Raw genomic sequence first — 24,070 nt, 5'->3', positions numbered from 1 at the left:
CTTCTTACATATTCCCTTTCTTCTAAGAATCATGTACAATAATATCCGTATGGAGGAAGACGAATATGGATAAGTATAAGATTCTTATTGCAGAGGATGACACAGATATCAATCATCTGCTGCGCAGGATTTTAGAGAAAAATAATTATGATACAGTCCAGGCGTTTTCAGGGACGGAGGCAAAGCTTCTGATCCAGATGGAGACGCCTGATTTTCTGATACTGGACTTAATGCTTCCAGGAATGAGCGGTGAGGAGCTTATTCAGGCGGTGAGAGGAGAGATGGGGCTTACGCTTCCCATCCTGGTATTGTCTGCGAAAGCGGCGCTGAACTCCAAGGTGGATGCTCTTCGAAGCGGTGCGGATGACTATCTGACGAAACCATTTGAACCGGAGGAGGTTTTAGCCAGGGTGTATGCGGGGCTTAGGCGTTGTTACGCCGGCAGCAGGGCAGGAAATGAAAGTACAGAAGCTGGCGGCCGGAGACTCGCTTCAAATCAGGGGATTCATGATGCAGATGATGAGGAAAACGAGGAGTATCTTTATAAAAAGCTGCACCTTATTCCAAAGTCCCGCAAGGCTGTTGTAAATGGAAAGGAACTGTCTCTGACGCTGCATGAGTATGATATCCTCTGTCTTTTGGTAAAAGATCCGGAGAAAGTCTACTCACGAGAGCTTTTATACGAGCAGATTTGGAAGAGCGGATATTATGGAGAAGACAATACCGTTAATGTTCACGTGAGTAATCTGCGGAAGAAGCTCTCCGAGGCAGATCCGGGGGAGGAATACATCAAAACAGTCTGGGGGATCGGTTTTAAAATGGCATAGGAAATCAACTTTACGATTTCTTTAAACTTTCTTGAGGACTTATTAAAAGCATCCGGGGTAGAATGACTTTGTCAAAAAGAGAAAAGAAAGGAATGAAAAGATGAGAGAACATGTCATAGAATCCAGAAGTCTCACGAAGAAGTACGGGGATGTCACAGCACTCAAGGACGTGGATATCACCATAAAAAGAGGCGATATTTATGGACTGATCGGCGACAACGGAGCCGGAAAAACTACTTTTTTGAAACTCCTGACAGGGCAGATATTCCCCACCGGAGGGGAGATAAGGCTGTTTGGGGCTTATGCAGAGAAGGAGCTTGAAAAGAACCGAAAACGTACCGGGGCCATTGTAGAGAACCCGGGATTTTACCCCAAGCTTTCTGTGGAAAAAAATCTGGAGTATTACCGGATCCAAAGAGGAATTCCGGGGAAAGAAAAGGTAGAGGATATTCTGAAAACCATCGGTCTTCAGGAAAAAAGAAAGAAAAAGGCCGGTACGCTTTCTCTGGGGATGAAACAGCGGCTGGGACTTGGAATCGCACTCCTTGGAGAACCTGAGCTTCTGATCCTGGACGAACCCATCAACGGACTGGATCCCAGCGGGATCATAGAGATGAGAAACCTGTTATTAAAACTGAACCGTGAAAAAAATATCACCATCATTATTTCCAGTCATATTCTTTCAGAGCTGGAACAGATCGCAACGATCTACGGATTTTTAAGCCAGGGCTGGCTGCTGAATGAGATCACGGCAGAGGAATTACATGAGAGATGTGCAGTCTATCTGGAAATCACGGTCACGCAGCCGGAGCATTTTGCGGCGCTGCTGGAAAAACGTTGGAAGGATATTTGGTATCAGGTACAGCCGGACGGATCCATATGCATCAGGAATCCGGAGATGACAGCGGATGCATACAGCACACTGGCATCGGAGAACGGAATCGGTGTCCTTCGTCTGGCGCAGAAGCAGATGATGCTGGAAGAGTATTATATGAATCTGAAAGAAAGGGGGAAACTGTCATGTTAAATTATATCAGGAGCGAATTTTACAGAGTGTTTCACGGAAAAGAGTTTTACCTGTTTACGGGGATTGTGGCAGCGCTGTCAGTACTTATGAATATCGTTTTGTATCTGTTTCAAACAAATACACCGAATTTCCCCTATGGTTCTGTCCGGTACTCTCTGAATCTGCTTTCAGGTACCATGGAAGTCTTATTTTATATGGGAGCCATTTTGACATCTTTTCTTTTTTCAGAGGAACATAAGAGCGGCACCATGAAAAATACCATATCCTTCGGGGTGTCAAGAAGTCAGTTTTTTACGGGAAAATGCATCGTATGCTGCACCGTCTCCGTCTTAAGTATGATCGTGATTATGGCCTTTTACTATGGGAGTGCTTATCTGCTTTTAGATCATCCGGGTGATATTACCGTTCTTGACAGGTTAAGAGGTGTGGCAGCAAATCTTCCTATGGCATTTGCCTCCGTCATTTTGGCAGCTGCGCTTTTTAGTCTGTTTAAAAAAGATATGATCGCGATAATCGTATGGTTTATTATTATGACGTTTCTGCCGAACATTATTTTTTTACTTGGGCTTAAGATTGACTGGCTAAACGGGGCAGCCAAATGGATGCCCAGGAATTATCTGCGGATGGAAGTGGTTGTGAATATGTCTAAGTATCAGGTTTTGTGGGATACTCCCGAAGGGATGGCAAAATGCCTGATTGCAGGGTGTATCGGAATCGTAGTTTTTTATCTGTTCGGATCAGCAGCATTCAGGAAAAAGGAGCTGGTATAGGTATGGAAATTCTGTGCTTTATCATCATAAGCGTGTTGGCAGTGTATTTCTGCGCACGCTATATCCTGCTGAAAAAAGCGGTCAGGGAATCCGCAAAGGAACTGCATGAGATCTCAGAGGATGTGGAACAGAACCGCATCTTAAAGCTGGCAAGTCCCCATCCTGACCTGGAGGAGCTCCTGGGAGAGATCAATGAGAATCTGGAGACCATCCGCCGGGCCCGTGTCAGGTATGAGGAGAAGGAGCGCACTCTGCAGAAACAGATCGAAAATGTCAGCCATGATCTGAGGACGCCGCTGACCGCGATTCTGGGATTTTTGGACTTAATTGATGAAGGCTCTCTGTCTGAGGAAGACAGGGAGTCCCTGGCCGTTGTGATAAGGAAAGCACATTCTCTGAAAAAGCTGACCGCCCAGTTCTATGATCTGTCCAGACTGACAGCCGGGGACTTTCCGGTGGAATTGAAAAGGGTAGACATCGGCAGAAAACTGCGTGAGACCGTGCTGGACAGTTATGGAGAACTAAAAAAGAGGGAACTAAAGGTTTGGCCGGATATCCCGGATGAAGCAGTCTTTGCAATGGCGGATGAGGATGCCCTGGAACGGATTTTTCTCAACCTGCTGCAGAACGCAGGAAGATATGCAAAGAGTGAGCTTAGAATCTATCTTTTAGAGGGCAGGGAAAGAGTGACTGTGGTGATGGAGAATGATACAGAGCATCTTGATACATTAGAGGTGGATGCTTTGTTTGAGAGATTTTACACAGCCGATCATTCCAGGAGTGAGGGCAGCACAGGTCTGGGCCTTCCGATTGCGAAATATCTGGCACAGGAGATGGGCGGAGAGCTTCTTGCCGGGATGAAGAAGGAAGACAATGGTAACTGGCTGCGGCTGCAGCTTACGCTTAGAACAGGAGCATTTTAAAATGTAATCAGGATATCAAACGAGTTCCATAAATTGAGCAAAAGAAGATGGCTAACTTGATTTTTTGTGATATAATGAATAACAGCGTGCAGAGAAGAGTTTCATCCTGCTTATTGAATACAGCAGGATGTGAACAAGAAGAGAGTGCAAAAAGAGAGTTAGAGTACAAAGTTTACAGGGGGCAGTCTGAAATGAAGAGTAAAAATGGTGTTGGACATATCGTGGCATTATTAACAGTGATGGTCTGGGGGACCACTTTTATCTCTACAAAGACACTGCTTAGGAGCTTCCAGCCGGTAGAGATCCTGCTCATCCGGTTTGTCATCGGGTATGTGATCCTGTTCCTGGTCAAGCCGGGACTGGTGAGGCTGACTGAGAAGAAGCAGGAGTGGCTGTTCGCGGCGGCAGGGCTCTGCGGCGTATGTCTGTACTTTTTGATGGAAAATATTGCCCTGACCTACACCCAGGCCTCCAATGTAGGCGTGATTATATCAGTGGCCCCGTTTTTTACTGCCATACTCAGCCGTATCTTCCTGAAAGAGGAGGGGCATATGAAGGCCTCCTTTTTTCTGGGATTTGTGGCGGCGATCATCGGGATCGGCATGATGAGCTTTAGCGGAGCAGAGAACCTTAAGTTGAACCCCAAGGGGGATATCCTTTCCATGGGGGCGGCTTTTGTGTGGTCCTGCTATTCTGTTATTACGAAGAAAATCAGTGGTTACGGATATTCCACGATACAGTCCACACGCCATATGTTTGGATATGGGATCCTGTTCATGATCCCGGCAGCAGTGGTCTTTGATTTCCATCTGGGGCTGTCGAGGCTGGCTGATCCTGCGAATCTTATGAATATCCTGTTTCTTGGAGCAGGGGCATCCGCCCTTTGTTTTGTGACCTGGAACTTTGCGGTGCGGGTACTCGGCCCGGTACGCACCAGTGTTTATATCTATGCGTCCCCGGTCATTACGATCGTCACCTCCGTGCTGATCCTGCATGAGAAGATCACTCCCGTGGCGGCAGCAGGCGCAGCGCTTACCCTCGTGGGCCTGGTGATCTCGGAAGGGAAGATAGAGCTTAGATCTTCCGCTCATGACCGGGTCTCGGGAGAGATAGAAGGAGGATCAGAATAGATAAGGAATCGACAGGATCGGTTCCTTATTTTATGATGGAGTTCGTAATCTATAAGAAATGAAAAAGCTTGGGAGAAACTATGATGCAGACAGATATGAAATTTTATTTTGCCCCGCTGGAGGGGATCAGCGGTTATGTATACCGCAGAGCTTATCATACATATTTCGGTCAGGTGGATAAATATTTTATCCCGTTCATTAAGCCGAACCAGTTTGGACATCTCAGTTCCAGAGAGAAAAATGATATACTGCCGGAGCATAATAAGGGGATGTATGCAGTCCCGCAGATCCTGACCAATTCGGCGGAAGATTTTATCGGTACAGCAGAAAAACTGAGGGCTTACGGCTATAAGGAAGTGAATCTGAACCTGGGGTGTCCTTCTAAGACGGTGGTCACGAAGGGACGGGGGTCCGGTTTTCTGGCTTACCCGGATCAGTTAAACCGCTTTTTAGAAGAGATCTTTGAACAGACGGACATGAGGATATCGATCAAGACAAGGATAGGGATGGACAGCCCCGACGAGTTTGAAGGACTGCTTCATATATATAATCAGTATCCTTTGGAGGAGCTGATCATCCACCCCCGGCTTCAGTCGGATATGTATCGGAATACTCCCAATTGGGAAGTGTTCGGCGAGGCGCTGGCAAAATGTAGATGCAGTGTCTGCTATAACGGGGATATTTTTACGGTCCGGGATTATAACCGCTTCACTGAGCAGTTCCCGGAGGTGGATCGTGTCATGCTGGGAAGGGGGATTCTTTCAGATCCAGGTCTGGTCTGTGCGATCCGTCAGGGAAGTGTGATTGACAAGGGGACTTTAAAGGCATTTCATGACCGGATATACGGGGATTATCAGGAGGTATTAAGCGGTGATAAGACGATCCTCTTTAAGATGAAGGAGTTTTGGTTCTATCTGGCCCCATTGTTTACAGATCATGAGAAATATGGAAAGAAGATCAAAAAATCGGAGAAACTTACTGCCTATGAAAAGGTGGTAGATGCATTATTTGAGGAACAGGAGATCAGGGTATGGAAAGACATGTAAGCCTGGAGGAAATTTCAGACGGGAAGCTTTATGGCATAAACGATATGGTACGTGCTGACTGTGGGGACTGCGAAGGCTGTTTTGCCTGCTGCAGCAAAATGGGGAACACGATCCTGCTGGATCCGCTGGATATCCACAGACTTTCAGAGATATTGGGAAAGAGCTTTGAGGAAATGATCGATGACAAGATCGAGCTTCATGTTGTCGATGGAATGATACTTCCCAATCTGAAAATGAGCGGTACGGATGAAACCTGTGTGTTTTTAAATCAGGAGGGCAGATGCAGTATCCATCCGGCAAGGCCGGGGATCTGCCGCCTGTTTCCACTGGGGAGATATTATGAGGGCCGAAGCTTTCAGTATTTTCTGCAGGTCCATGAGTGCAAAAAGCAGAACCGGACAAAAACGAAGGTGAAAAAGTGGATCGATACGCCAAATCTGAAACAGAATCAGGAGTTTATCACACAGTGGCATTATTTCCTCAAGGATCTTCAGAAAAAATTGGAGGATTCAGGAGATGACAGCCTGAGACAACAAACTGTGCTGTATGTGCTCAATCAATTCTATGTGAAAGGATATGCAGCGGGAGAATTCTATGAGCAGTTTCAGGAGAGGCTTAAGAGTGCACAAAAAGAATTACTTTATTAATGATCATGAAGGATGCCCCGGCGCGTATGTTTCTACCTGCGCCGGGGTTTTTAGATTTAAACAAGCAGTTCATAAATCCCCAGTCCCACCAGTATCAATCCAGAGATCACATCTGCCATCTGGTCAGATATCCGTGGCATCTTTGTCTTTCCTATGAAATTACCTGCATATAAGAAAATAACGGACACAATAAGGGAGATGACCGCAGTCGGTACCAGCTTTAATCCTGTGATGCTTGCCCCGATTCCCATTCCAAAGTTGTTGATGGAGAGGGCCAGCCCGAGAAATAGACCTTCTCTTAAGGTCAGAAGAGCTGTATCCTCGGCTTCTTGCTTTAAAGGGGCGGCCTGTTCATTTGCTTTTACTTCCCTTTTTCTGATCTTATTTCGGATAAAGCCAAATAGTGCCTTTAGTATATAGTACAGGCCGAGTCCGATCAGGAGGGCACAGCCGATACCCAGCGTAGATGAGGCAGGAAGAAACTGTGAGATCTGTGTTCCCATCAGGATAGCTGCTATCGTACCGATCAGGGTCACGAGACTGATGATGGTGCTTTTTAAAAGGCTGATGTCTGATTTTTTTATCCCGTAAGACATGCCTACGATGAAGCTGTCTATGTTTGCGGAGAGCGCGAATAAAAGTGAGGATATAAGATGCATGGCCTGCTCCTGACGTCATGATTGTTGTTTGTATTCAGTATATTCAGAAGAATTTGTTGCGTTCATCGAGCATAGACTATTAAGAGTTTATGGGCAGGAGCATGTACATGCGAAAATTATTTTTCCCGGCAGGGATCGGGGCTGAGATATTGCTGCTTCTTCTGATGATTGGCGTCTGGCAGGGAAATGGGCAGAATGAAAAAATAGATCAAGAGGCGGCAGTTTCTGTCAGAACTGAAGGAAGTGCGGTAAAGGAGGAGACACAGGAAGAACAGAAGAAGGATTATATTAAATGGGTCGAATTCAATGTCAGCTATGAAGCCTTGAATCAGGCATATACATATGACGTAGAGACTTATCAGGAGGAGATCCATCTGAACTGGGTGGAGCTGCTTGCTTATCTGGGGGCAAAGTATGGCGGTGATTTTAAGAATTTCCGGGAAAAGGATATGACAGAAGCCGCGGAAAAAATCCTCTCAGGTGAGACTACAATGGAAAAGCTGACAGAAAATATGCAGTATTATGAGTATTACCGGGAGGCCTACGGTGCAGTGCTGGATGGCATGGTGGGGGAGTACAGGATCGAGAGTCCGAAGGATAACACGTGGAAGAAGTATTACGGATTGAAAGCATTCTGCCCCATCGCAAAGGAATTTCCCTATACAGATTATGATGATTTCGGGGTCGCCAGAAGCTATGGATACCGCCGCAATCACCTGGGGCATGACATGATGGGGCAGGTGGGAACTCCCGTGACCGCAGTCGAGTCCGGCTATGTGGCTGTGATGGGGTGGAATCAGTATGGTGGCTGGCGTATCGGCATCAATAGCTTTGACGGACGGCGTTATTACTATTATGCGCATCTTCGTCAAAATGTCCCGTTCGCAGAGTCCTTAAAGGAGGGGGATGTGGTCCTGGCAGGAGATGTGATCGGGTATATGGGGAGGACCGGTTACAGTACGAAAGAAAATGTAAATAATATCGATACCTATCATCTTCATTTTGGGCTGCAGCTAATCTTTGATGAAAGCCAGAGAGAGGGAAATCATGAAATATGGGTCGATGTCTATCCTCTTGTGCGTTTTCTTTCCCAAAACCGCTGCGAGGTCGTGCGCAATGATGCGAACAAAGAGTGGTACCGGCGGTATAAAATGGAGGATCCTAAAGCGGAGGAATACCAAAAGTCGAAGACAGATAAAAGCAGTGGAAGAGAAGCAAAAGACAAAGCAAAGGGGGCGGGTACAGATCGTAAATAATAGAAAAAGAATAAATTTATAGAATATATAGACATAATGAAAATAATAACAGAAAATTGGTAAAAATAAGTAAAAAACATTGACTAATCAACTTATAAAGTTTAATATAAAGATAACAATAAAGAGAAAAGGAGTGGAAGCTATGTTAGAAAGAATGATGATGGTTTTGATTTCAGCGGCAGCGTTATTAGCCGCATGTTGGATGCTCACAGAGTATTGGCTCCGCTCTGTAAGAAAGTTTTCGGCAGAAAGGATATCCAGTCTTGGCATCCTGGACAGAATGGCATTTGCGTTTGAAGATTTTTGCGGAGGAGTGAACCACAAAAAGGATTTTCGCAAGATGCAGTTAGAGGAAGAGCTGGGAAGTGTAAAGCTGGATGACCAGAAAAAGCCCCGTAAGATGGAGGCAGCCGGCAGAGAAGGAAAAGCCAGGGATACAGAATATGTCAGAAAAGAGAAGAAGTATAAAATAAAAGCCAATATGTAGGTTCAGTGTTATTTGAGTAATATGCAGATAACCTGACAAATCCATAAATTAGCCCCCCTCATAGAGATGCGGCTGTTATTGAAATCTAATTTCCGTAACAGCCGCATCTGATATTTCATTTTGCCTCAGGGCAGGTCAAAGAATCTGTGGGACCATTTAGCAGAATGTTCCGCAGATTCTTTTTGTGATATAGCTTTGCAGGCAAAATTTTTGTTTTAAGTATCAGTCATAGAAAGAGAAGTGGAGGAATGATAATGATGCAGAAGGAAACATCCCAAATAGACGGCAGAAGAATCGCAATGAGAGTATCAGAGGTCAGTATCGGGGTGAATATTGCTCTGTCTGTGTTTAAGCTGGCCGCAGGGCTTACAGCCCACTCCGGCGCAATGATCTCAGATGCGGTCCATTCGGCCTCAGATGTGTTTAGTACATTCATTGTTATGATCGGTGTGACAGTATCTGCAAAAAAATCGGATAAGGAGCATCCTTACGGACACGAGAGGATGGAGTGTGTGGCGTCGATTCTGCTGGCGGCGGTACTCTTTGCAACAGGCGCGGGAATCGGAGCTCAGGGAGTAAAGAAGATCGCGGCGGACAGCCTGGGAAAGGCTGTAATTCCCGGGCGGGCAGCTCTGGCAGCGGCAGTGCTCTCGATCCTTGTGAAGGAATGGATGTACTGGTATACAAGAGGGGCGGCTAAGAAGATTCATTCCGGCGCACTGATGGCAGATGCGTGGCACCATCGTTCGGATGCGCTCTCTTCCATAGGTGCCTTTGCGGGGATTTTAGGGGCCAGGCTGGGTTTTCCGGTTTTGGATCCCTTGGCCAGTGTTGTGATCTGTGTATTTATCGGCAGGGCAGCGTGGGATATCTTCCGGGATGCAATGAATAAAATGGTAGATAAGGCCTGTGATGACCGGACGATCCAGCAGATCCGGCAGGTGGTCCTGGAAAATCCGGGTGTGGAAAAGATAGATGCGATCCGCACCAGAATGTTCGGGGCAAGGGCATATGTGGATATGGAGATTGCAGCCGATGAAAATCTGACCCTGAGGGAAGCGCATAAGATTGCAGAAGATGTGCATAACAAAGTCGAGGAGCAGTTTCCGGAAGTAAAGCACTGTATGGTACATGTCAATCCGTTAACCCAGCGGGAAATCAAAGAAATCGGGGGATAAACTTTGAAAACCAAACGTAATGTGATATACTGATAAAAATATTTTTGGCTTAGAAAGGGATTACAGATGGGTTATTTATTACAATTAGATGGAAATATCCTGTTATATATACAGGACTATATCAGGCAGGACTGGATGACTCCTTTTTGGAAGTTCATTACCTCCCTGGGAAATTCAGGATGGTTCTGGATCGCGCTCTCTCTACTGCTTGTGATACCGCAAAGGACGCGGAAGGCAGGGATCGCGGCAGTTCTGGCGATGGCGATCGGGGCATTGATCACAAATGTAACACTGAAAAATCTGGTGGCGAGGACACGGCCTTATGAAGTGATCGAAGGGCTCAGGCTTTTGATAGAAAAGCCGCATGACTATTCATTTCCGTCTGGACATACCTCTGCGTCCTTTGCGGCGGCCATGGTATATTACCGGATGGCACCAAGGAAGTGGGGCATACCGGCTGTGATACTGGCATCTTTGATCGCCTTTTCACGTCTGTATGTGGGGGTGCATTATCCATCCGATGTATTGGGCGGACTGCTGGTCGGAGTCTTTGCAGCCTGGGCAGCGGTAAAGCTGACAGCGTATGTGTCTCAAAGGTGGAAGCGAAGTAAGGCACTGGGTGCTGCTGACCAGATAGAGAAAAAAGAATAGCATGGCATGAACAGCCATAAGGAAGCCTGTCTGTGGAGGGAAAGATCACAGACAGGCTTTTTACATGCTTACTCTTTTGGCTGTGTTTTGGAATAGTCAAGAGCAGCCTCTACAAATCCTTTGAACAGAGGATGGGGTCTGTTTGGACGGGATTTTAATTCGGGGTGTGCCTGTGCAGCAATAAAAAAGGGATGGTTCGTCAGTTCTATCATCTCAACGATCCGCCCGTCGGGAGAAAGACCGGAGAGAAGCATGCCATGTTCCTTAAGTGCTTCCCTATAATCATTGTTTACCTCATACCGGTGGCGGTGGCGTTCGCTGATTTCTTCCTTTCCATATAATTGATACGCTTTGGAAGCTTTTTTTAGTATGCAGGGATAAGAACCAAGTCTCAAGGTACCTCCGATGTCTTCGATCCCCTCCTGATCCGGCATGATATGGACAACAGGATGTGTGGTGTCCGGGTTTAATTCCATACTGTGTGCGTCATGGTATCCAAGCACATGACGTGCGAATTCCACGATGGAAAGCTGCATTCCGAGACAGAGCCCCAGAAAGGGGATCTGATGTGTGCGTGCATACCGGATGGACTCGATCTTTCCTTCCACACCCCGGTCTCCAAAACCTCCGGGGACAAGGATGCCGCTGACATCCCGGAAGATATGGGAGGCATTTTGTGCGGTGACGGTCTCTGAGTCAATCCACTTGATATGAACCGTAGTATGACTGTAGATCCCGCCATGCTTCAATGCTTCCACAACACTGATATAGGCATCGTGGAGCTGGATATATTTTCCGACCAGTGCTACAGTAACCTCCTGTGAGGCCTGATGCAGGTTTTCTACCATTTCCTCCCAATCCCTTAAGTCAGGCTCCGGGCATTCCAGCTGCAGACATTCACATACGACCTGTGCCAGCCTCTCACGCTCCATGGCAAGGGGAGCCTCATATAAATATTCCACATCCAGGTTTTCAAGCACGTGGCTTGCCGGAAGATTACAGAAAAGAGAAATCTTGTCCCGGATTCCGTCATCGAGCGGATATTCGGAGCGGCAGACGATGATATCAGGCTGGATGCCCATGCCCTGAAGCTCCTTGACGCTTGCCTGAGTGGGTTTTGTTTTCATCTCGCGGGATGCTTTTAGATAGGGAATTAAAGTGACGTGTATCAGAATCACGTTTTCGTGACCTTTTTCGTGTTGAAACTGCCGGATGGACTCTAAGAAAGGCTGGCTTTCGATATCGCCAACTGTCCCGCCGACCTCTATGATAGCGATTTCCGTATCCTTTGCAGCAGGATTGCGGTAAAATCTGCTTTTGATCTCGTTTGTAATATGGGGGATCACCTGTACGGTTCCGCCGCCAAAATCCCCGCGGCGCTCTTTTTGCAGCACGGACCAGTATATCTTACCGGTAGTTACGTTCGAATTCTTCGTCAGGTTCTCATCGATGAACCGTTCATAGTGTCCCAGGTCCAGGTCTGTCTCCGCTCCGTCTTCTGTTACAAAAACCTCCCCGTGCTGTACCGGGTTCATGGTGCCGGGGTCAATATTGATGTAGGGATCGAACTTCTGCATCGTCACAGTATAGCCGCGTGCCTTGAGAAGTCGTCCAAGAGATGCCGCTGTAATTCCTTTGCCAAGGCCGGAGACGACTCCGCCGGTTACAAATACATATTTCACTGCCATAAAATCCTCCTTTGTATGAATCATTAAAAAATACTTAAAGAGTATATACTAAAATGAAAGAAAAATACAGGATTTTTTACAGGAAATTTTTGTGAGGAGTTTTATCAGAGAAAAAACCAGGCCACAGCCCTGAGATCTAAGGCTATGGCCCGGCCTGGCGTTCATGGGCCCGGTGCGGGGGAAGAGATCACGGTCCTGCATGCACCCGGAAACGTCAAAATAGGTTCCTAGTGGTAAATATGATCAGTTTCGTAAGCTGCCTCGCTGGTCAGCTGTACTCCCAGCTTCTTAAATGTCTTAATATCCACGTCAGACAGCATGACAGAAGTGTGAGCCTGGCATCCGTCGAGCTTTGGCAGCTGCTCCAGAGCTTTTTTAGCAGGTGCGCTGTGAGCGGCACTTGCAGAGAGGGCGATCAGTACTTCGTCCGTATGGAGGCGTGGGTTCTTGCTTTTTAAATACTTCACCTTCAGCTCCTGGATCGGTGCGATCGATTCAGGGGAGATGACATGCTGCTCGTGGTCGATCCCTGCCAGCTCCTTGATTACATTCAGCAGAAGGGCGGCAGAGGCTCCCAACAGGTTCGTGGTCTTACCTGTGATGATACGTCCGTTGTCCAGCTCCAGCGCAGCAGCGGGACCGCCGGTCTCCCTGGCGCGTTCCAGTGCTTTTGCAACGACTTTCCGGTCCTTAACGGTTACATTGGCCTGGTTCATGAGAAGTTCTATTTTCTGCTTTTCTTCTTCGGAACTGGAGCCCATTACCAATGCATTTAAGGATGCAAAATATCTTCTGACGATCTCCTGGCGGGAAGCTTCCTTGCAGGCCTCGTCGTCGCAGATGCATTTGCCGGCCATGTTGACTCCCATATCTGTAGGAGATTTGTAAGGGCTGCTTCCATAGATTTTTTCAAAAATGGTATTTAATACCGGGAAAATCTCTACGTCGCGGTTATAGTTAACTGTGGTGACACCGTATGCTTCCAAATGGAACGGGTCGATCATATTGATGTCGTTTAGATCGGCTGTGGCGGCTTCATAGGCCAGGTTCACCGGATGCTTTAACGGCAGGTTCCAGATGGGAAATGTTTCAAATTTAGCGTATCCTGCATGAATTCCACGTTTATGCTCATGATATAACTGTGAAAGGCAGGTTGCCATCTTGCCGCTGCCTGGTCCGGGTGCTGTGACGATAACAAGCGGGCGTGTAGTCTCAATGTATTCATTCTTGCCGTAGCCTTCATCACTGACGATCAGTGGAATGTTGGACGGATAGCCGCTGATATTGTAGTGGATGTATACGCGGATGCCTAAGTTCTCCAGACGGTTTTTGAAGAGCTGGGCGCTCTCCTGACCGGAATACTGGGTAATAACGACACTTCCTACATACAGGCCGCTGTCACGGAAGGAATCCATCAGCCGGAGTACGTCTGAGTCGTATGTAATCCCAAGATCACCGCGGACTTTATTCTTCTCAATATCACGAGCGCTGATGACGATGACGATCTCTGCCTGGTCGCTGAGCTGCTTTAACAGCCTTAGCTTACTGTCTGGTGCAAAGCCCGGAAGGACTCTGGCTGCATGGAAATCATCGAATAACTTCCCGCCAAATTCGAGGTAAAGCTTGTTATCGAACTGGTTGATCCTTTCGCGGATATGTTCTGACTGCATGGTTAAATACTTTTCATTATCGAATCCTATTTTCATTTTCTCTTTCCTCACTCATGACATATTTCGTAACCAGTATACTATAAAACGCCCTGTGTTTACAATATTTTCATAATCTTTTTATTGATTTATGTTCAAGCTGTACTTATAATGGGGATAGTGGATTTTAGGAGGCAGAGAATGGATAATCAGAATAACAGAAACAATAAAGATCCTAAAAACAATCGTCAGGGCTGGGGAGTGATCCTGGTAACAACACTGTTGACTGTTTTTATAGTGATGGGATTATACTCGATGATGCAGGATAAGAATCCTGAGGAGATCAGTTATGATAAATTCCTGACGATGGTGGATGAAGGAAAGGTTGAAAAGGTCACGATCGAGTCGACCAAGCTTTACATTACCTTGAAAGATGATGCGAAGGAGAAAAAGGGAACAGGCACGGCATCGGATATCGTGAGCAGGCTGGAGGAAAAGAATGGCAGCCAGGAAGAGAAGGCTCCCGATTACTATACAGGTGCGGTAAAGGATGATACCTTATCAGACCGTCTGTATAAGGCCGGGGTGGAATATGAACAGCGTATTCCGGATACGGCGTCTACCATGATATTTGAGATTTTCATTACCGTGATCCTGCCCATCCTGTTGCTGGTCATCTTGTTTAATTTCCTTATGAAACGCATGTCTAAGGGCGGCGGAATGATGGGAATCGGCAAGAGCAATGCGAAGGTATATGTGGAGAAGGAAACGGGAGTCACATTCCAGGATGTGGCAGGCCAGGATGAGGCGAAGGAATCCCTGCAGGAGGTGGTGGATTTTCTGCATAATCCTGGAAAGTATACGGGCATCGGTGCGAAGCTGCCGAAGGGAGCTCTGCTTGTGGGCCCTCCGGGAACCGGTAAGACTCTGCTTGCAAAGGCTGTGGCAGGAGAGGCAAAGGTTCCGTTTTTCTCACTGTCAGGCTCCGCGTTTGTGGAGATGTATGTGGGGGTCGGGGCATCCCGTGTCCGTGATTTATTCAAGCAGGCGCAGCAGATGGCGCCTTGTATCGTATTCATCGATGAGATCGATGCCATCGGTAAGACCCGTGACACTGCAATGGGCGGCAATGACGAGAGGGAACAGACTTTGAACCAGCTGCTTGCCGAGATGGACGGATTTGACACGAATAAAGGACTGCTGCTTCTGGCAGCGACGAACCGTCCGGAAGTACTGGACCCGGCACTTTTAAGACCGGGACGCTTCGACAGACGTATCATCGTGGATAAACCGGACCTGAAAGGGCGTGTGGATGTCTTAAAGGTACATTCAAAGGATGTTAAGATGGATGAGACCGTGGATCTGGAAGCCATAGCACTGGCAACCTCCGGGGCCGTCGGCTCAGACCTTGCCAATATGATCAATGAGGCGGCTATCAATGCTGTTAAAAATGGCAGACAGGTAGTCAGCCAGAAGGATTTATTTGAGGCAGTTGAGGTGGTACTTGTCGGGAAAGAAAAGAAGGACCGCATCATGAGTGAGGAGGAGAGGAAGATCGTATCCTACCATGAGGTCGGCCATGCGTTGGTAAGTGCTCTTCAGAAGGATGCCGAACCGGTGCAGAAGATCACGATCGTTCCGAGGACGATGGGAGCCCTGGGTTATGTGATGCAGACTCCGGAGGAAGAGAAGTTCCTCAATACGAAGAAGGAGCTGGAGGCCATGTTAGTAGGTGCTTTAGCCGGACGTGCAGCAGAAGAGATCGTGTTCGATACCGTTACAACAGGAGCATCCAATGACATTGAACAGGCAACGAAGATCGCCAGGGCCATGATCACCCAGTATGGTATGTCAGAGAAGTTTGGCCTGATCGGCCTGGAATCTATCCAGAACCGCTATCTGGACGGCCGCCCGGTCGTGAACTGCGGGGAGGCTACGGCTGCCGAGATAGACGGAGAAGTCATGGCGATGTTAAAGAAAGCGTATGAAGAAGCAAAACGCCTGCTTCGGGAAAACAGGGAGGCATTGGATAAGATATCCGCTTTCCTGATCGAGAAGGAGACCATTACCGGAAAAGAATTCATGAAGATTTTCCGTGAGGTCAAGGGGCTCGAGGAGCCGGAAGAAGGCACAGAGCCGAAGAAGGATATTAGGATTGCAATGAAGCCGGTCGGGGAACAGGCAGCGAAAGAGACTGTATCCGAAGAAATAGCAAAACAGCCAGAAGCATCATCAGAGCCTGCTAAGGAACCAGACGGGGCAGAAGATCCAACAGAGTAAATAAAGAGCCGGGAACCCGGAAAGGAAGTCTATACAAGATGATCCTTTCCGGGTTCTTTTATAGTAAAGACTCATGCAGAAAAGTTTTTCTTCACAAAACAGGGCCCAGGCTTTATAATAGTTGCATGGAAAATAATAATTTTGATATTCAGGAAGAATTAAAAAAACTCCCGGGAAAGCCGGGGGTTTATATTATGCACGATGAGAGGGATAACATCATCTATGTGGGCAAGGCGGTCAGCCTCAAGAACCGGGTGAGGCAGTATTTTCAAAGCAGCAGGAACAAGGGGGTTAAGATTGAGCAGATGGTCACGCATATACGGAGGTTTGAGTATATCGTGACAGACTCGGAGCTGGAGGCGCTTGTCCTTGAGTGTAATCTGATCAAGGAGCACAGACCGAAGTATAATACGATGCTGATGGATGATAAAGCCTATCCATTCATAAAGGTAACAACGAATGAGCCATATCCCCGTGTGATGCTCGCCAGAAAGATGCTAAAGGATAAGGCGAAGTATTTCGGGCCGTATACCAGCTCGCAGGCGGTGAGGGATACCATCGAGCTTCTTCACAAGCTGTACCATATCCGCAGCTGTAACAGGAATCTGCCGAGAGATGTGGGGAAGGAAAGGCCCTGCTTAAACTACCATATCAAGCAGTGCGACGGACCCTGTCAGGGGTACATTTCTCAGGAAGAGTATGGGAAGGCTGTCCAGGAGGTGATCCGTTTCTTAAACGGAAACTTTGACGGTATTCTAAAAGAGCTGGAAGAGAAGATGAATGCGGCATCCGAGGCACTGGAATTTGAAAAGGCAATCGAGTTTCGGGAGCTTTTAAACAGCGTGAAAAAGGTGGCACAGAAGCAGAAGATCACAGACAGCAGCGGCGAGGACCGGGATGTGCTGGCGGTGGCATCTGAGGAAGAGGATGCAGTGGTACAGGTCTTCTTTATCCGCGGCGGCCGTCTGATCGGAAGAGATCATTTCTATTTGAGGATTTCAAAGGAGGAGCCTCACAAAGAGGTGCTGGACAGTTTCATCAAGCAGTATTACGCAGGAACACCATTTATACCCAGTGAGCTGATGCTGCCGGAGGAACTGGATGACATGCAGCTGCTGGAGGAGTGGCTGAGTACCAAGCGGGGCGGTAAGGTGACGATCCGTGTTCCCAAGAAGGGGACGAAGGAGAAGCTGGTAGAGCTGGCTGCCAATAATGCGAGTCTGGTCCTTGGCAAGGATAAGGAACGCCTGAAACGAGAGGAAGGCAGGACCATCGGTGCTGTCAAGGAGATCGCAAAGCTTTTGGATCTGGATCATATCAACCGGATGGAGGCTTATGATATTTCAAATACAAATGGATTCGAATCTGTAGGTTCTATGGTCGTTTATGAGAGAGGCAGGCCGAAGAGGAATGACTACCGTAAGTTTAAGATCAAGGGGATCCAAGGGGCAGATGACTATGGAAGTATGCGTGAAGTGCTGACCCGGCGGTTTACCCATGGTCTGAGAGAAAGAGAGGAGAGTAAAGAGCTGGGAGGATTCACCCTGTTCCCGGATCTGATCCTGATGGACGGTGGAAAGGGGCAGGTCAATGTCGCCCTGGAAGTACTGGAGGAGCTGCGCTTAAACATCCCGGTGTGCGGTATGGTTAAGGATGACTATCACAGGACCAGAGGGCTGTATTACCACAATGAGGAGATCCCTATCGATAAATCCTCGGAGGCGTTCAGACTGGTCACAAGGATCCAGGATGAAGCACACCGTTTTGCTATTGAGTATCACAGACAGCTTCGTTCAAAGGGGCAGGTACATTCAATCCTGGATGATATTACCGGGATCGGGCCTGCCAGGAGAAAAGCGCTGATGCGCCATTATCTGAGTCTGGATGCGATCAAGGCTGCCACGGTGGAGGAGCTGGCAAATGTCCCATCCATGAATGAGAAGTCGGCAGAGGCGGTCTATCAGTTTTTTCACGGGAAGGAAGAGACGAATCTTTGACGAAGTCTTTTAAGGACTAGGTATTCATGCTATAATGAAAAGGAAATCTGTTTGTTTTCTGTCATTTTACGGGCAGTAAGTAATAAAGGAAAAGGAGAATATTATGGTACAAGGAGTAAAGTTAAGCGAAATCGTTGAGAAGATGGATTTAAAGAATCTGACTCCTGATGTGGAACTGATCGGTCGGGAAGTGAATGTGCCGGATATTAACAGACCGGCTCTTCAGCTTACCGGATTTTTTGATCATTTTGACTCAGACAGAGTGCAGATGATCGGATTTGTGGAGTATGCATATCTGGAGACACTAACGAAGGAGCGGAAGATCAAGATATATGAAGAATTATTGAGCCATAAGGTGCCGTGCATCATATTCAGCAGAGACATGCAGCCGGAGCAGGAGCTTTTGGATCTGGCAGTGAAGCATGAGGTGCCGATCTTTACGACCTCCAAATCAACCTCCTCTTTCATGGGAGAGATCATCCGCTGGCTGAATGTTAAGCTGGCCCCATGCATCTCGATCCATGGTGTGTTGGTGGACGTATATGGTGTCGGCGTCCTGATCATGGGAGAGAGCGGGATCGGTAAGAGCGAGGCAGCTCTGGAGCTGATCAAGAGAGGCCACCGTCTTGTTACAGACGATGTGGTTGAGATCCGCAAAGTGAGTGATGATACTCTGGTCGGTGCTGCCCCGGATATCACAAGGCATTTTATCGAGCTGCGTGGCATCGGGATCGTAGATGTGAAGTCCATGTTCGGTGTACAGAGTGTCAGAGAGACGCAGAACATTGATCTGGTTATCACCCTTGAGGACTGGAACCGCGATAAAGAGTATGACCGCCTGGGCCTGGAGGAAAATTACACAGAATTCCTGGGTAACCGTGTGGTATGCCACAGCATCCCGATCCGTCCGGGACGTAATCTGGCGATCATCGTGGAATCCGCGGCTGTGAACCACAGACAAAAGCAGATGGGATATAATGCGGCTCAGGAGCTGTACAAGCGTGTGCAGGAGAACCTGGCAAAACACAGATAGATATAAAATGAAACAAAAAAGACAGATAGGAGACAGACCATGAAGTATTGTTTTGGCGTAGATATCGGAGGAACAACTGTAAAGTTAGGACTTTTTGAAGAGACGGGTGAGATCCTTGACAAATGGGAGATCGTTACCCACACAGAAGAGGAAGGCAAAGCCATCCTCCCGGATATTTCAGCTTCCATCCTTGATAAGATGAAAGAAAAGAACATTGATAAAGCAGATGTCCTGGGGATCGGGGCTGGAGTTCCTGCACCGGTAACAGAGGAGGGCATTGTCAATGGCAGCGCGAATCTGGGCTGGAAATATAAAGACGTAAAGAAGGAGCTGGAGGAGTTGACAGGCCTTCGGGCAGAGATCGGAAACGATGCCAATGTGGCGGCACTGGGTGAGATGTGGAAAGGCGGCGGTGCAGGCCAGAGAAACATGGTGATGGTGACCTTGGGTACCGGAGTCGGCGGCGGTGTCATCATCGGCGGCAAGGTGATCACCGGGGCACACGGAGCAGGAGGCGAGCTGGGACATGTCTGCGTGAATTATGAGGAGACTGAGGTCTGCGGCTGTGGAAGCCGGGGGTGTCTGGAACAGTATGCATCCGCTACAGGAATCGTCCGTCTGGCAAAGAGAAAACTGGACAAAGAGACAAGAGACACGATGCTTAAAAAGGATACAGTAACGGCAAAGGCAGTCTTCGATGCAGTAAAAGCCAAAGACACGGTAGCCATGGAGGTGGCAGAAGAATTCGGAAGATATCTGGGGTATGAGCTTGCCAATCTGGCAACGATCACAGACCCGTCAGTAATTGTCATCGGCGGCGGTGTTTCAAAGGCCGGAGAAGTGCTTTTAACCTATATTGAGAAGCCATTCAGAGAGCGGGTATTCTTTGCGAATAAGGATGTGAGATTTACCCTGGCTACTTTGGGAAATGACGCGGGAATCTGCGGTTCTGCTAAGCTGGTGTTAGGAGATTAAAAGGAACCTGCATATAGAAAAAAGAAAAGGTTCTATACAAAAAAAGCAGAGAGATTGAAGTTTCAATTGAAGTTTCAATCTTCTCTGCTTTTTTATACTCACTTTTTAGTAAAAATCCTTTGCAGGTCCTTTACTCTGCAGGAGCCGGTACATCTGTCGTACCGCCGCCTCCTTCAGCAGGTGGTGCCTCGGTATTGCCGCCTCCTTCAGAAGGAGGAGGTGTAGTACCGCCGCCGGAAGGGTCTTCAGGAGCTGGAGTTTCACCGCCGGAAGGGTCTTCCGGTGTCTGAGGCTCCTCAGGTTCTTCCTCCTTTGGCTTTTCCTCGTCTTCCTTCTCTTTATCTTTATCTTCCTCATCCTCCGGCTTTTGCACTACATGACCTGGACAGCTCTGAGTAGGCGCTGTTCCCTTTGCAAAATACTCGGTCAGAGGCGGGCAGGTAGAGGTTGCTAAAAGTCCTGTCTGTGTACAGATCGTCTTCTGTTCTACAGAGGAAGGCATCGTAAAGTCTTTATATGGCAGCGCCTCATGGATACGGTCCATGATATGCTTCCACATGACTTCATGCCAGATCTGGTCATACTGGTAACCCTCCATTGGTTTATTGGAGTCATAACCTGTCCATATGGAGCAGGTAAAATAAGGTGTATACGCAGAAAGCCAGAGGTCTGTACTTTTCTCCGTTGTACCTGTCTTACCGGCAGCCGGCATGTTATTTAATCTTGCAGCCGTACCGGTCCCTTTATTGATAACATCTTCCATAGCGCTTGTGAGAAGCCCTGCTGTGGAATCCTTGATGACCTGGCGTGTAACAGGCTCGGTATTATCTAACAGGACATTTCCTTCACTGTCGACTACCTTTGTGTAAAGGATTGGTTCGGTATATAAGCCATTGTTGGCGATGGCGGCATAAGCGGCTGTCATATCCAGGTTGTATACACCACGAGTGATTCCTCCGAGGGCGGTAGCCTGTGCCACATCGGTGAATCCAGGATAGTTGTCATCATCATTATTTACGAGAGTAGTGATGCCAAATTCCTTTAGGGAATCAAATCCGGTCTGCAGACCGATATCAGTCAGTGTCTTAACGGCACAAACGTTCATAGAGTGCTCGATGGCGTAACGTACACGTGTCGGACCGATGTATTTATGATCCCAGTTGTTGACTGACTGTCCATTGTCATATTTGAACGGAGCATCGTCGATTGTTTTTGCAAGTGTATATCCGGCAGAATCCAGAGCAGGTGCATAGGTTGAAAGAATCTTAAAACAGGAACCAGGCTGTCTTGTTGAATCTGTCGCACGGTTCAGGGAGAGACTGGTCTTCTTTTCTCCACGTCCTCCGACGATTGCTTTTACTTTACCTGTATACTGGTCCATCACTACGATGGAGATCTGCGGCTGCGGAGTGATATCCATATTCTCTGTAACGGTATCTCCCTCGGCAATGTTCAGTGTACTCTTATACTCTGCAACTGCCTGCTGTGCTTCCTCAGGAGAAGAGAAGATGAGCGGGTATTCCTTGCCCCATGCACCGCGGATGTATTCGCCGAGCATCTCCTTGCTGTAGTTCTCGGAGGTGCCGTCTGCATGTGTGACTGTCAGGGCATATTCCAGGCCGTACTCCACGGTAGCCGGATAGTTGGCCGGATTTGCAGCCTCCTCGTCACAGATCTGCTGGATTCCTTTATCCTGTGTAGCTGTGATCGTAAGTCCGTTGCTGTATACGGCATTATAAGCCTGTGTCTCTGTATAGCCCTTTCGGGTCTGAAGGTCTTTGATGACCTGCTGAAGCAGTGCATCGACAAAATAGGTATTCGGCTTGTCCTCTTCTGTAGCCTGGACAGTGTTCGTGATCTTATCATATACAGCTTCTGCTTTAGCTTCCTCAAACTCCTGTTTCGTGATATACCCTTGATCCAGCATATTCTTTAGAACCTTATCACGTCTCTTCTTGTTGTCTTCCGGATGTTCTACCGGGTCATAGCCGGAAGGGTTCTGTGTGATACCGGCGATTACAGCACATTCAGAGAGTGTAAGGTCGGAGACATCTTTTCCGAAATATCTCTTTGCTGCCGTCTGTACGCCTAAGCAGCCCTGCCCCAGGTTGATCGTGTTCATATAGGCTTCAACGATCTCCTCCTTTGTCATCTGCTTCTCGATCTCCACGGCAAGATACTGCTCCTGGAGCTTCCTCTGCAGCCTGTCATAGAAGGTATTTTCATCGACGAAGTTCGGGAACACATTATTCTTGATCAGCTGCTGTGTCAATGTACTGGCACCCTCTGAAAAATGTCCGGAGGCAAGTCCCACAACACCGGCCCTCAGGATACCCTGCAGGTCGATCCCGTTGTGCTGATAGAAACGCTCATCCTCGATCGCGACAAATGCGTGTGTGAGGTTGATCGGTATCTGATCATAGGTCTTGTAAACACGGTTGGATCCTTTTTGGAAGAAGGTATCCAGCTGTTCTCCGTTCTCGTTCACAACAAAGGTAGTAGCCCCGGAAGGCTTTACTTTATCAGGAGTAACCTTTGGTGCCTTGTCGATGATCTTTTTAACAAACAGAGCACCCCCTCCCGCACCAATGACTATGATCAATAGCAGACAAATGATCAGAGCCTTGAAGACGCGGACTCCGACACGCTTCTTTTTCATATTCTTTTTTGAAGAAATATTCTTCTTTCTCTTCGAAAGATTTTCTTTTCCGTAATTCATGAATAATATCCTCCTTTATTCATTCCACTCATTATATCAAATTTAACTCCCTAAATAAAGAAAATTTGCCAAAAGTTCATATTTATAAAAAAATCTTAATAATTTCTTGAGGTTTCCTACATATTTGTTATACTATATTTTACAGCGAAGCTGTAAATCCGCCCGAAGGGCATGAGTTACGGGATGCCCTATGGGTATACTATATTTTACAGCGAAGCTGTAAACCCGCCCGAAGGGCATGAGTTGAAAATTGCAATAAATCATCGACAGAGGTAGGTGCATTATGGAATATAAAACAGTATATCAGGGAAACACTGCAGAGATTGTCGAAAAGAAGTCCCGTTTTATCGCAGATGTTTTCCCGGTTTCGTCGGAAGAGGAAGCCCTGGAATGTCTGGAACGCATCAAAAAGCAGTATTGGGATGCCAGGCATCATTGCTACGCGTATGTAATCAGGGAGGAGCGTCCGCTGGAACGCTGCAGTGATGATGGGGAACCGAGCGGGACAGCGGGTAAGCCGATTTTGGAGGTAATAAAAGGAGCAAAACTTGAAAATGTGCTGATTATCGTTACCCGCTATTTCGGAGGAACCCTGCTCGGCACTGGCGGTCTCGTGCGCGCGTATACATCCGCATCCAGAGAAGGCCTTGCCCACAGTACGATTATTACCAGAATTTACGGTTTTAAACTGAAGATACAGACAGATTATACCGGACTTGGCAAAATCCAATATATCCTGGGGCAGAGAGGACTTCCTATATTAGAGACCAATTATACCGATTCAGTGGAGCTGACTGTACTTGTACCGACCGGGGATGAGAAGGCTGTGACCGCCGAGGTGACTGAGGGGACGAATGGAAAGAGCAGGATCAGCAGGAATGGGGAGTGCTGGTTTGCTGAGGCGGATAAGGAATTGAAAATCTGGGATGTGGTGTAAAATACCCAAGAAAGACATATGGCTAAGTAGGAGAGGATACGTCAGATAAGAAGAATGAAGGACAGTAAAAAGGTACCCGGGAATCCCAGGTACCTTTTTCAAGTGCGCCCGGCGGCGCACGTTTCTAACCGGTGCAAGTCCGGAATCCGCCCGGTAGTGGGAAGGATATAGCCGAAGGCAAGGGTGTCCATCGT

General features: G+C 47.6%; 20 protein-coding genes. 16 read left to right on the top strand and 4 right to left on the bottom strand.

Annotation, left to right across the window (positions count from 1 at the left end):
- The first annotated feature begins 65 nt into the window (after positions 1-65).
- From AC4OGX_RS00265 to AC4OGX_RS00235, 7 genes are all read left to right on the top strand, one after another.
- Positions 66-827 (top strand): response regulator transcription factor, encoded by a 762-nt coding sequence (locus AC4OGX_RS00265; protein WP_493327788.1) that lies wholly within the window; start codon positions 66-68, stop codon positions 825-827.
- Positions 828-927: 100 nt separating this feature from the next.
- Positions 928-1,854: an ABC transporter ATP-binding protein gene (locus AC4OGX_RS00260; RefSeq protein WP_493327787.1), complete on the top strand. Its 927-nt coding sequence runs from the start codon at positions 928-930 to the stop codon at positions 1,852-1,854.
- Positions 1,848-2,624, top strand: coding sequence for an ABC transporter permease (locus AC4OGX_RS00255; RefSeq protein ID WP_493327786.1), 777 nt, complete (start codon positions 1,848-1,850; stop codon positions 2,622-2,624). The genes AC4OGX_RS00260 and AC4OGX_RS00255 overlap by 7 nt, the downstream gene beginning before the upstream one ends.
- A gap of 2 nt (positions 2,625-2,626) precedes the next feature.
- The gene (locus AC4OGX_RS00250; RefSeq protein ID WP_493327785.1) at positions 2,627-3,547 is read left to right on the top strand and encodes a sensor histidine kinase; all 921 of its coding nucleotides are present in this window, start codon (positions 2,627-2,629) and stop codon (positions 3,545-3,547) included.
- Positions 3,548-3,738: 191 nt separating this feature from the next.
- A complete protein-coding gene (locus tag AC4OGX_RS00245) occupies positions 3,739-4,677 on the top strand; it encodes a DMT family transporter (protein WP_493327784.1) in 939 nt (312 codons plus the stop codon).
- Between the two features lie 95 nt (positions 4,678-4,772).
- Positions 4,773-5,723, top strand: coding sequence for a tRNA dihydrouridine synthase (locus AC4OGX_RS00240; protein WP_493328087.1), 951 nt, complete (start codon positions 4,773-4,775; stop codon positions 5,721-5,723).
- Positions 5,708-6,370 (top strand): YkgJ family cysteine cluster protein, encoded by a 663-nt coding sequence (locus AC4OGX_RS00235; RefSeq protein WP_493327783.1) that lies wholly within the window; start codon positions 5,708-5,710, stop codon positions 6,368-6,370. The genes AC4OGX_RS00240 and AC4OGX_RS00235 overlap by 16 nt, the downstream gene beginning before the upstream one ends.
- 56 nt (positions 6,371-6,426) lie before the next feature.
- Here the strand turns inward: AC4OGX_RS00235 and AC4OGX_RS00230 are convergent, their stop codons facing one another.
- Positions 6,427-7,029: a manganese efflux pump gene (locus tag AC4OGX_RS00230; protein WP_493327782.1), complete on the bottom strand. Its 603-nt coding sequence runs from the start codon at positions 7,027-7,029 to the stop codon at positions 6,427-6,429.
- Positions 7,030-7,136: 107 nt separating this feature from the next.
- Here AC4OGX_RS00230 and AC4OGX_RS00225 point away from each other — a divergent pair, with 107 nt between their 5' ends.
- From AC4OGX_RS00225 to AC4OGX_RS00210, 4 genes are all read left to right on the top strand, one after another.
- Positions 7,137-8,285, top strand: coding sequence for a M23 family metallopeptidase (locus AC4OGX_RS00225; protein WP_493327781.1), 1,149 nt, complete (start codon positions 7,137-7,139; stop codon positions 8,283-8,285).
- Between the two features lie 142 nt (positions 8,286-8,427).
- The gene (locus tag AC4OGX_RS00220; protein WP_493327780.1) at positions 8,428-8,772 is read left to right on the top strand and encodes a hypothetical protein; all 345 of its coding nucleotides are present in this window, start codon (positions 8,428-8,430) and stop codon (positions 8,770-8,772) included.
- A 248-nt stretch (positions 8,773-9,020) separates the two neighbouring features.
- Complete coding sequence (locus tag AC4OGX_RS00215) at positions 9,021-9,950, top strand: cation diffusion facilitator family transporter (protein WP_493327779.1); 930 nt, start codon at positions 9,021-9,023, stop codon at positions 9,948-9,950.
- A 66-nt stretch (positions 9,951-10,016) separates the two neighbouring features.
- Complete coding sequence (locus AC4OGX_RS00210; protein ID WP_493327778.1) at positions 10,017-10,601, top strand: phosphatase PAP2 family protein; 585 nt, start codon at positions 10,017-10,019, stop codon at positions 10,599-10,601.
- A gap of 68 nt (positions 10,602-10,669) precedes the next feature.
- Here the strand turns inward: AC4OGX_RS00210 and pyrG are convergent, their stop codons facing one another.
- Together pyrG and AC4OGX_RS00200 are read right to left on the bottom strand one after the other, a co-directional pair.
- Positions 10,670-12,289, bottom strand: coding sequence for a CTP synthase (pyrG, locus tag AC4OGX_RS00205; protein WP_493327777.1), 1,620 nt, complete (start codon positions 12,287-12,289; stop codon positions 10,670-10,672).
- A 227-nt stretch (positions 12,290-12,516) separates the two neighbouring features.
- On the bottom strand, positions 12,517-13,995 hold the full coding sequence (locus AC4OGX_RS00200; protein ID WP_493327776.1) for a DUF1846 domain-containing protein: 1,479 nt from the start codon (positions 13,993-13,995) through the stop codon (positions 12,517-12,519).
- A 141-nt stretch (positions 13,996-14,136) separates the two neighbouring features.
- Between AC4OGX_RS00200 and ftsH the strand changes: the two genes are divergently transcribed.
- From ftsH to AC4OGX_RS00180, 4 genes are all read left to right on the top strand, one after another.
- Positions 14,137-16,215 carry an ATP-dependent zinc metalloprotease FtsH gene (ftsH, locus tag AC4OGX_RS00195; RefSeq protein ID WP_493327775.1) on the top strand — a complete coding sequence of 693 codons (2,079 nt, stop codon included), beginning with the start codon at positions 14,137-14,139 and terminating at the stop codon, positions 16,213-16,215.
- Positions 16,216-16,340: 125 nt separating this feature from the next.
- Positions 16,341-18,212 (top strand): excinuclease ABC subunit UvrC, encoded by a 1,872-nt coding sequence (gene uvrC / locus AC4OGX_RS00190; RefSeq protein WP_493327774.1) that lies wholly within the window; start codon positions 16,341-16,343, stop codon positions 18,210-18,212.
- A gap of 103 nt (positions 18,213-18,315) precedes the next feature.
- Positions 18,316-19,245 carry an HPr(Ser) kinase/phosphatase gene (gene hprK, locus AC4OGX_RS00185; protein ID WP_493327773.1) on the top strand — a complete coding sequence of 310 codons (930 nt, stop codon included), beginning with the start codon at positions 18,316-18,318 and terminating at the stop codon, positions 19,243-19,245.
- A gap of 39 nt (positions 19,246-19,284) precedes the next feature.
- Entirely contained in the window at positions 19,285-20,220 is a 936-nt protein-coding gene (locus tag AC4OGX_RS00180; protein ID WP_493327772.1) for an ROK family glucokinase, read from the top strand.
- Between the two features lie 130 nt (positions 20,221-20,350).
- On the opposite strand, the gene AC4OGX_RS00175 is transcribed toward AC4OGX_RS00180, so the two are convergent.
- A complete protein-coding gene (locus tag AC4OGX_RS00175) occupies positions 20,351-22,939 on the bottom strand; it encodes a PBP1A family penicillin-binding protein (protein WP_493327771.1) in 2,589 nt (862 codons plus the stop codon).
- Positions 22,940-23,222: 283 nt separating this feature from the next.
- Between AC4OGX_RS00175 and AC4OGX_RS00170 the strand changes: the two genes are divergently transcribed.
- A complete protein-coding gene (locus AC4OGX_RS00170; protein WP_493327770.1) occupies positions 23,223-23,876 on the top strand; it encodes a YigZ family protein in 654 nt (217 codons plus the stop codon).
- The last annotated feature ends 194 nt before the right edge of the window (positions 23,877-24,070 follow it).

The organism is Faecalicatena sp. (assembly GCF_058819085.1).
The sequence above is the reverse complement of the archived record's forward strand: the minus strand, read 5'-3'. Positions and strand labels throughout refer to the sequence as shown.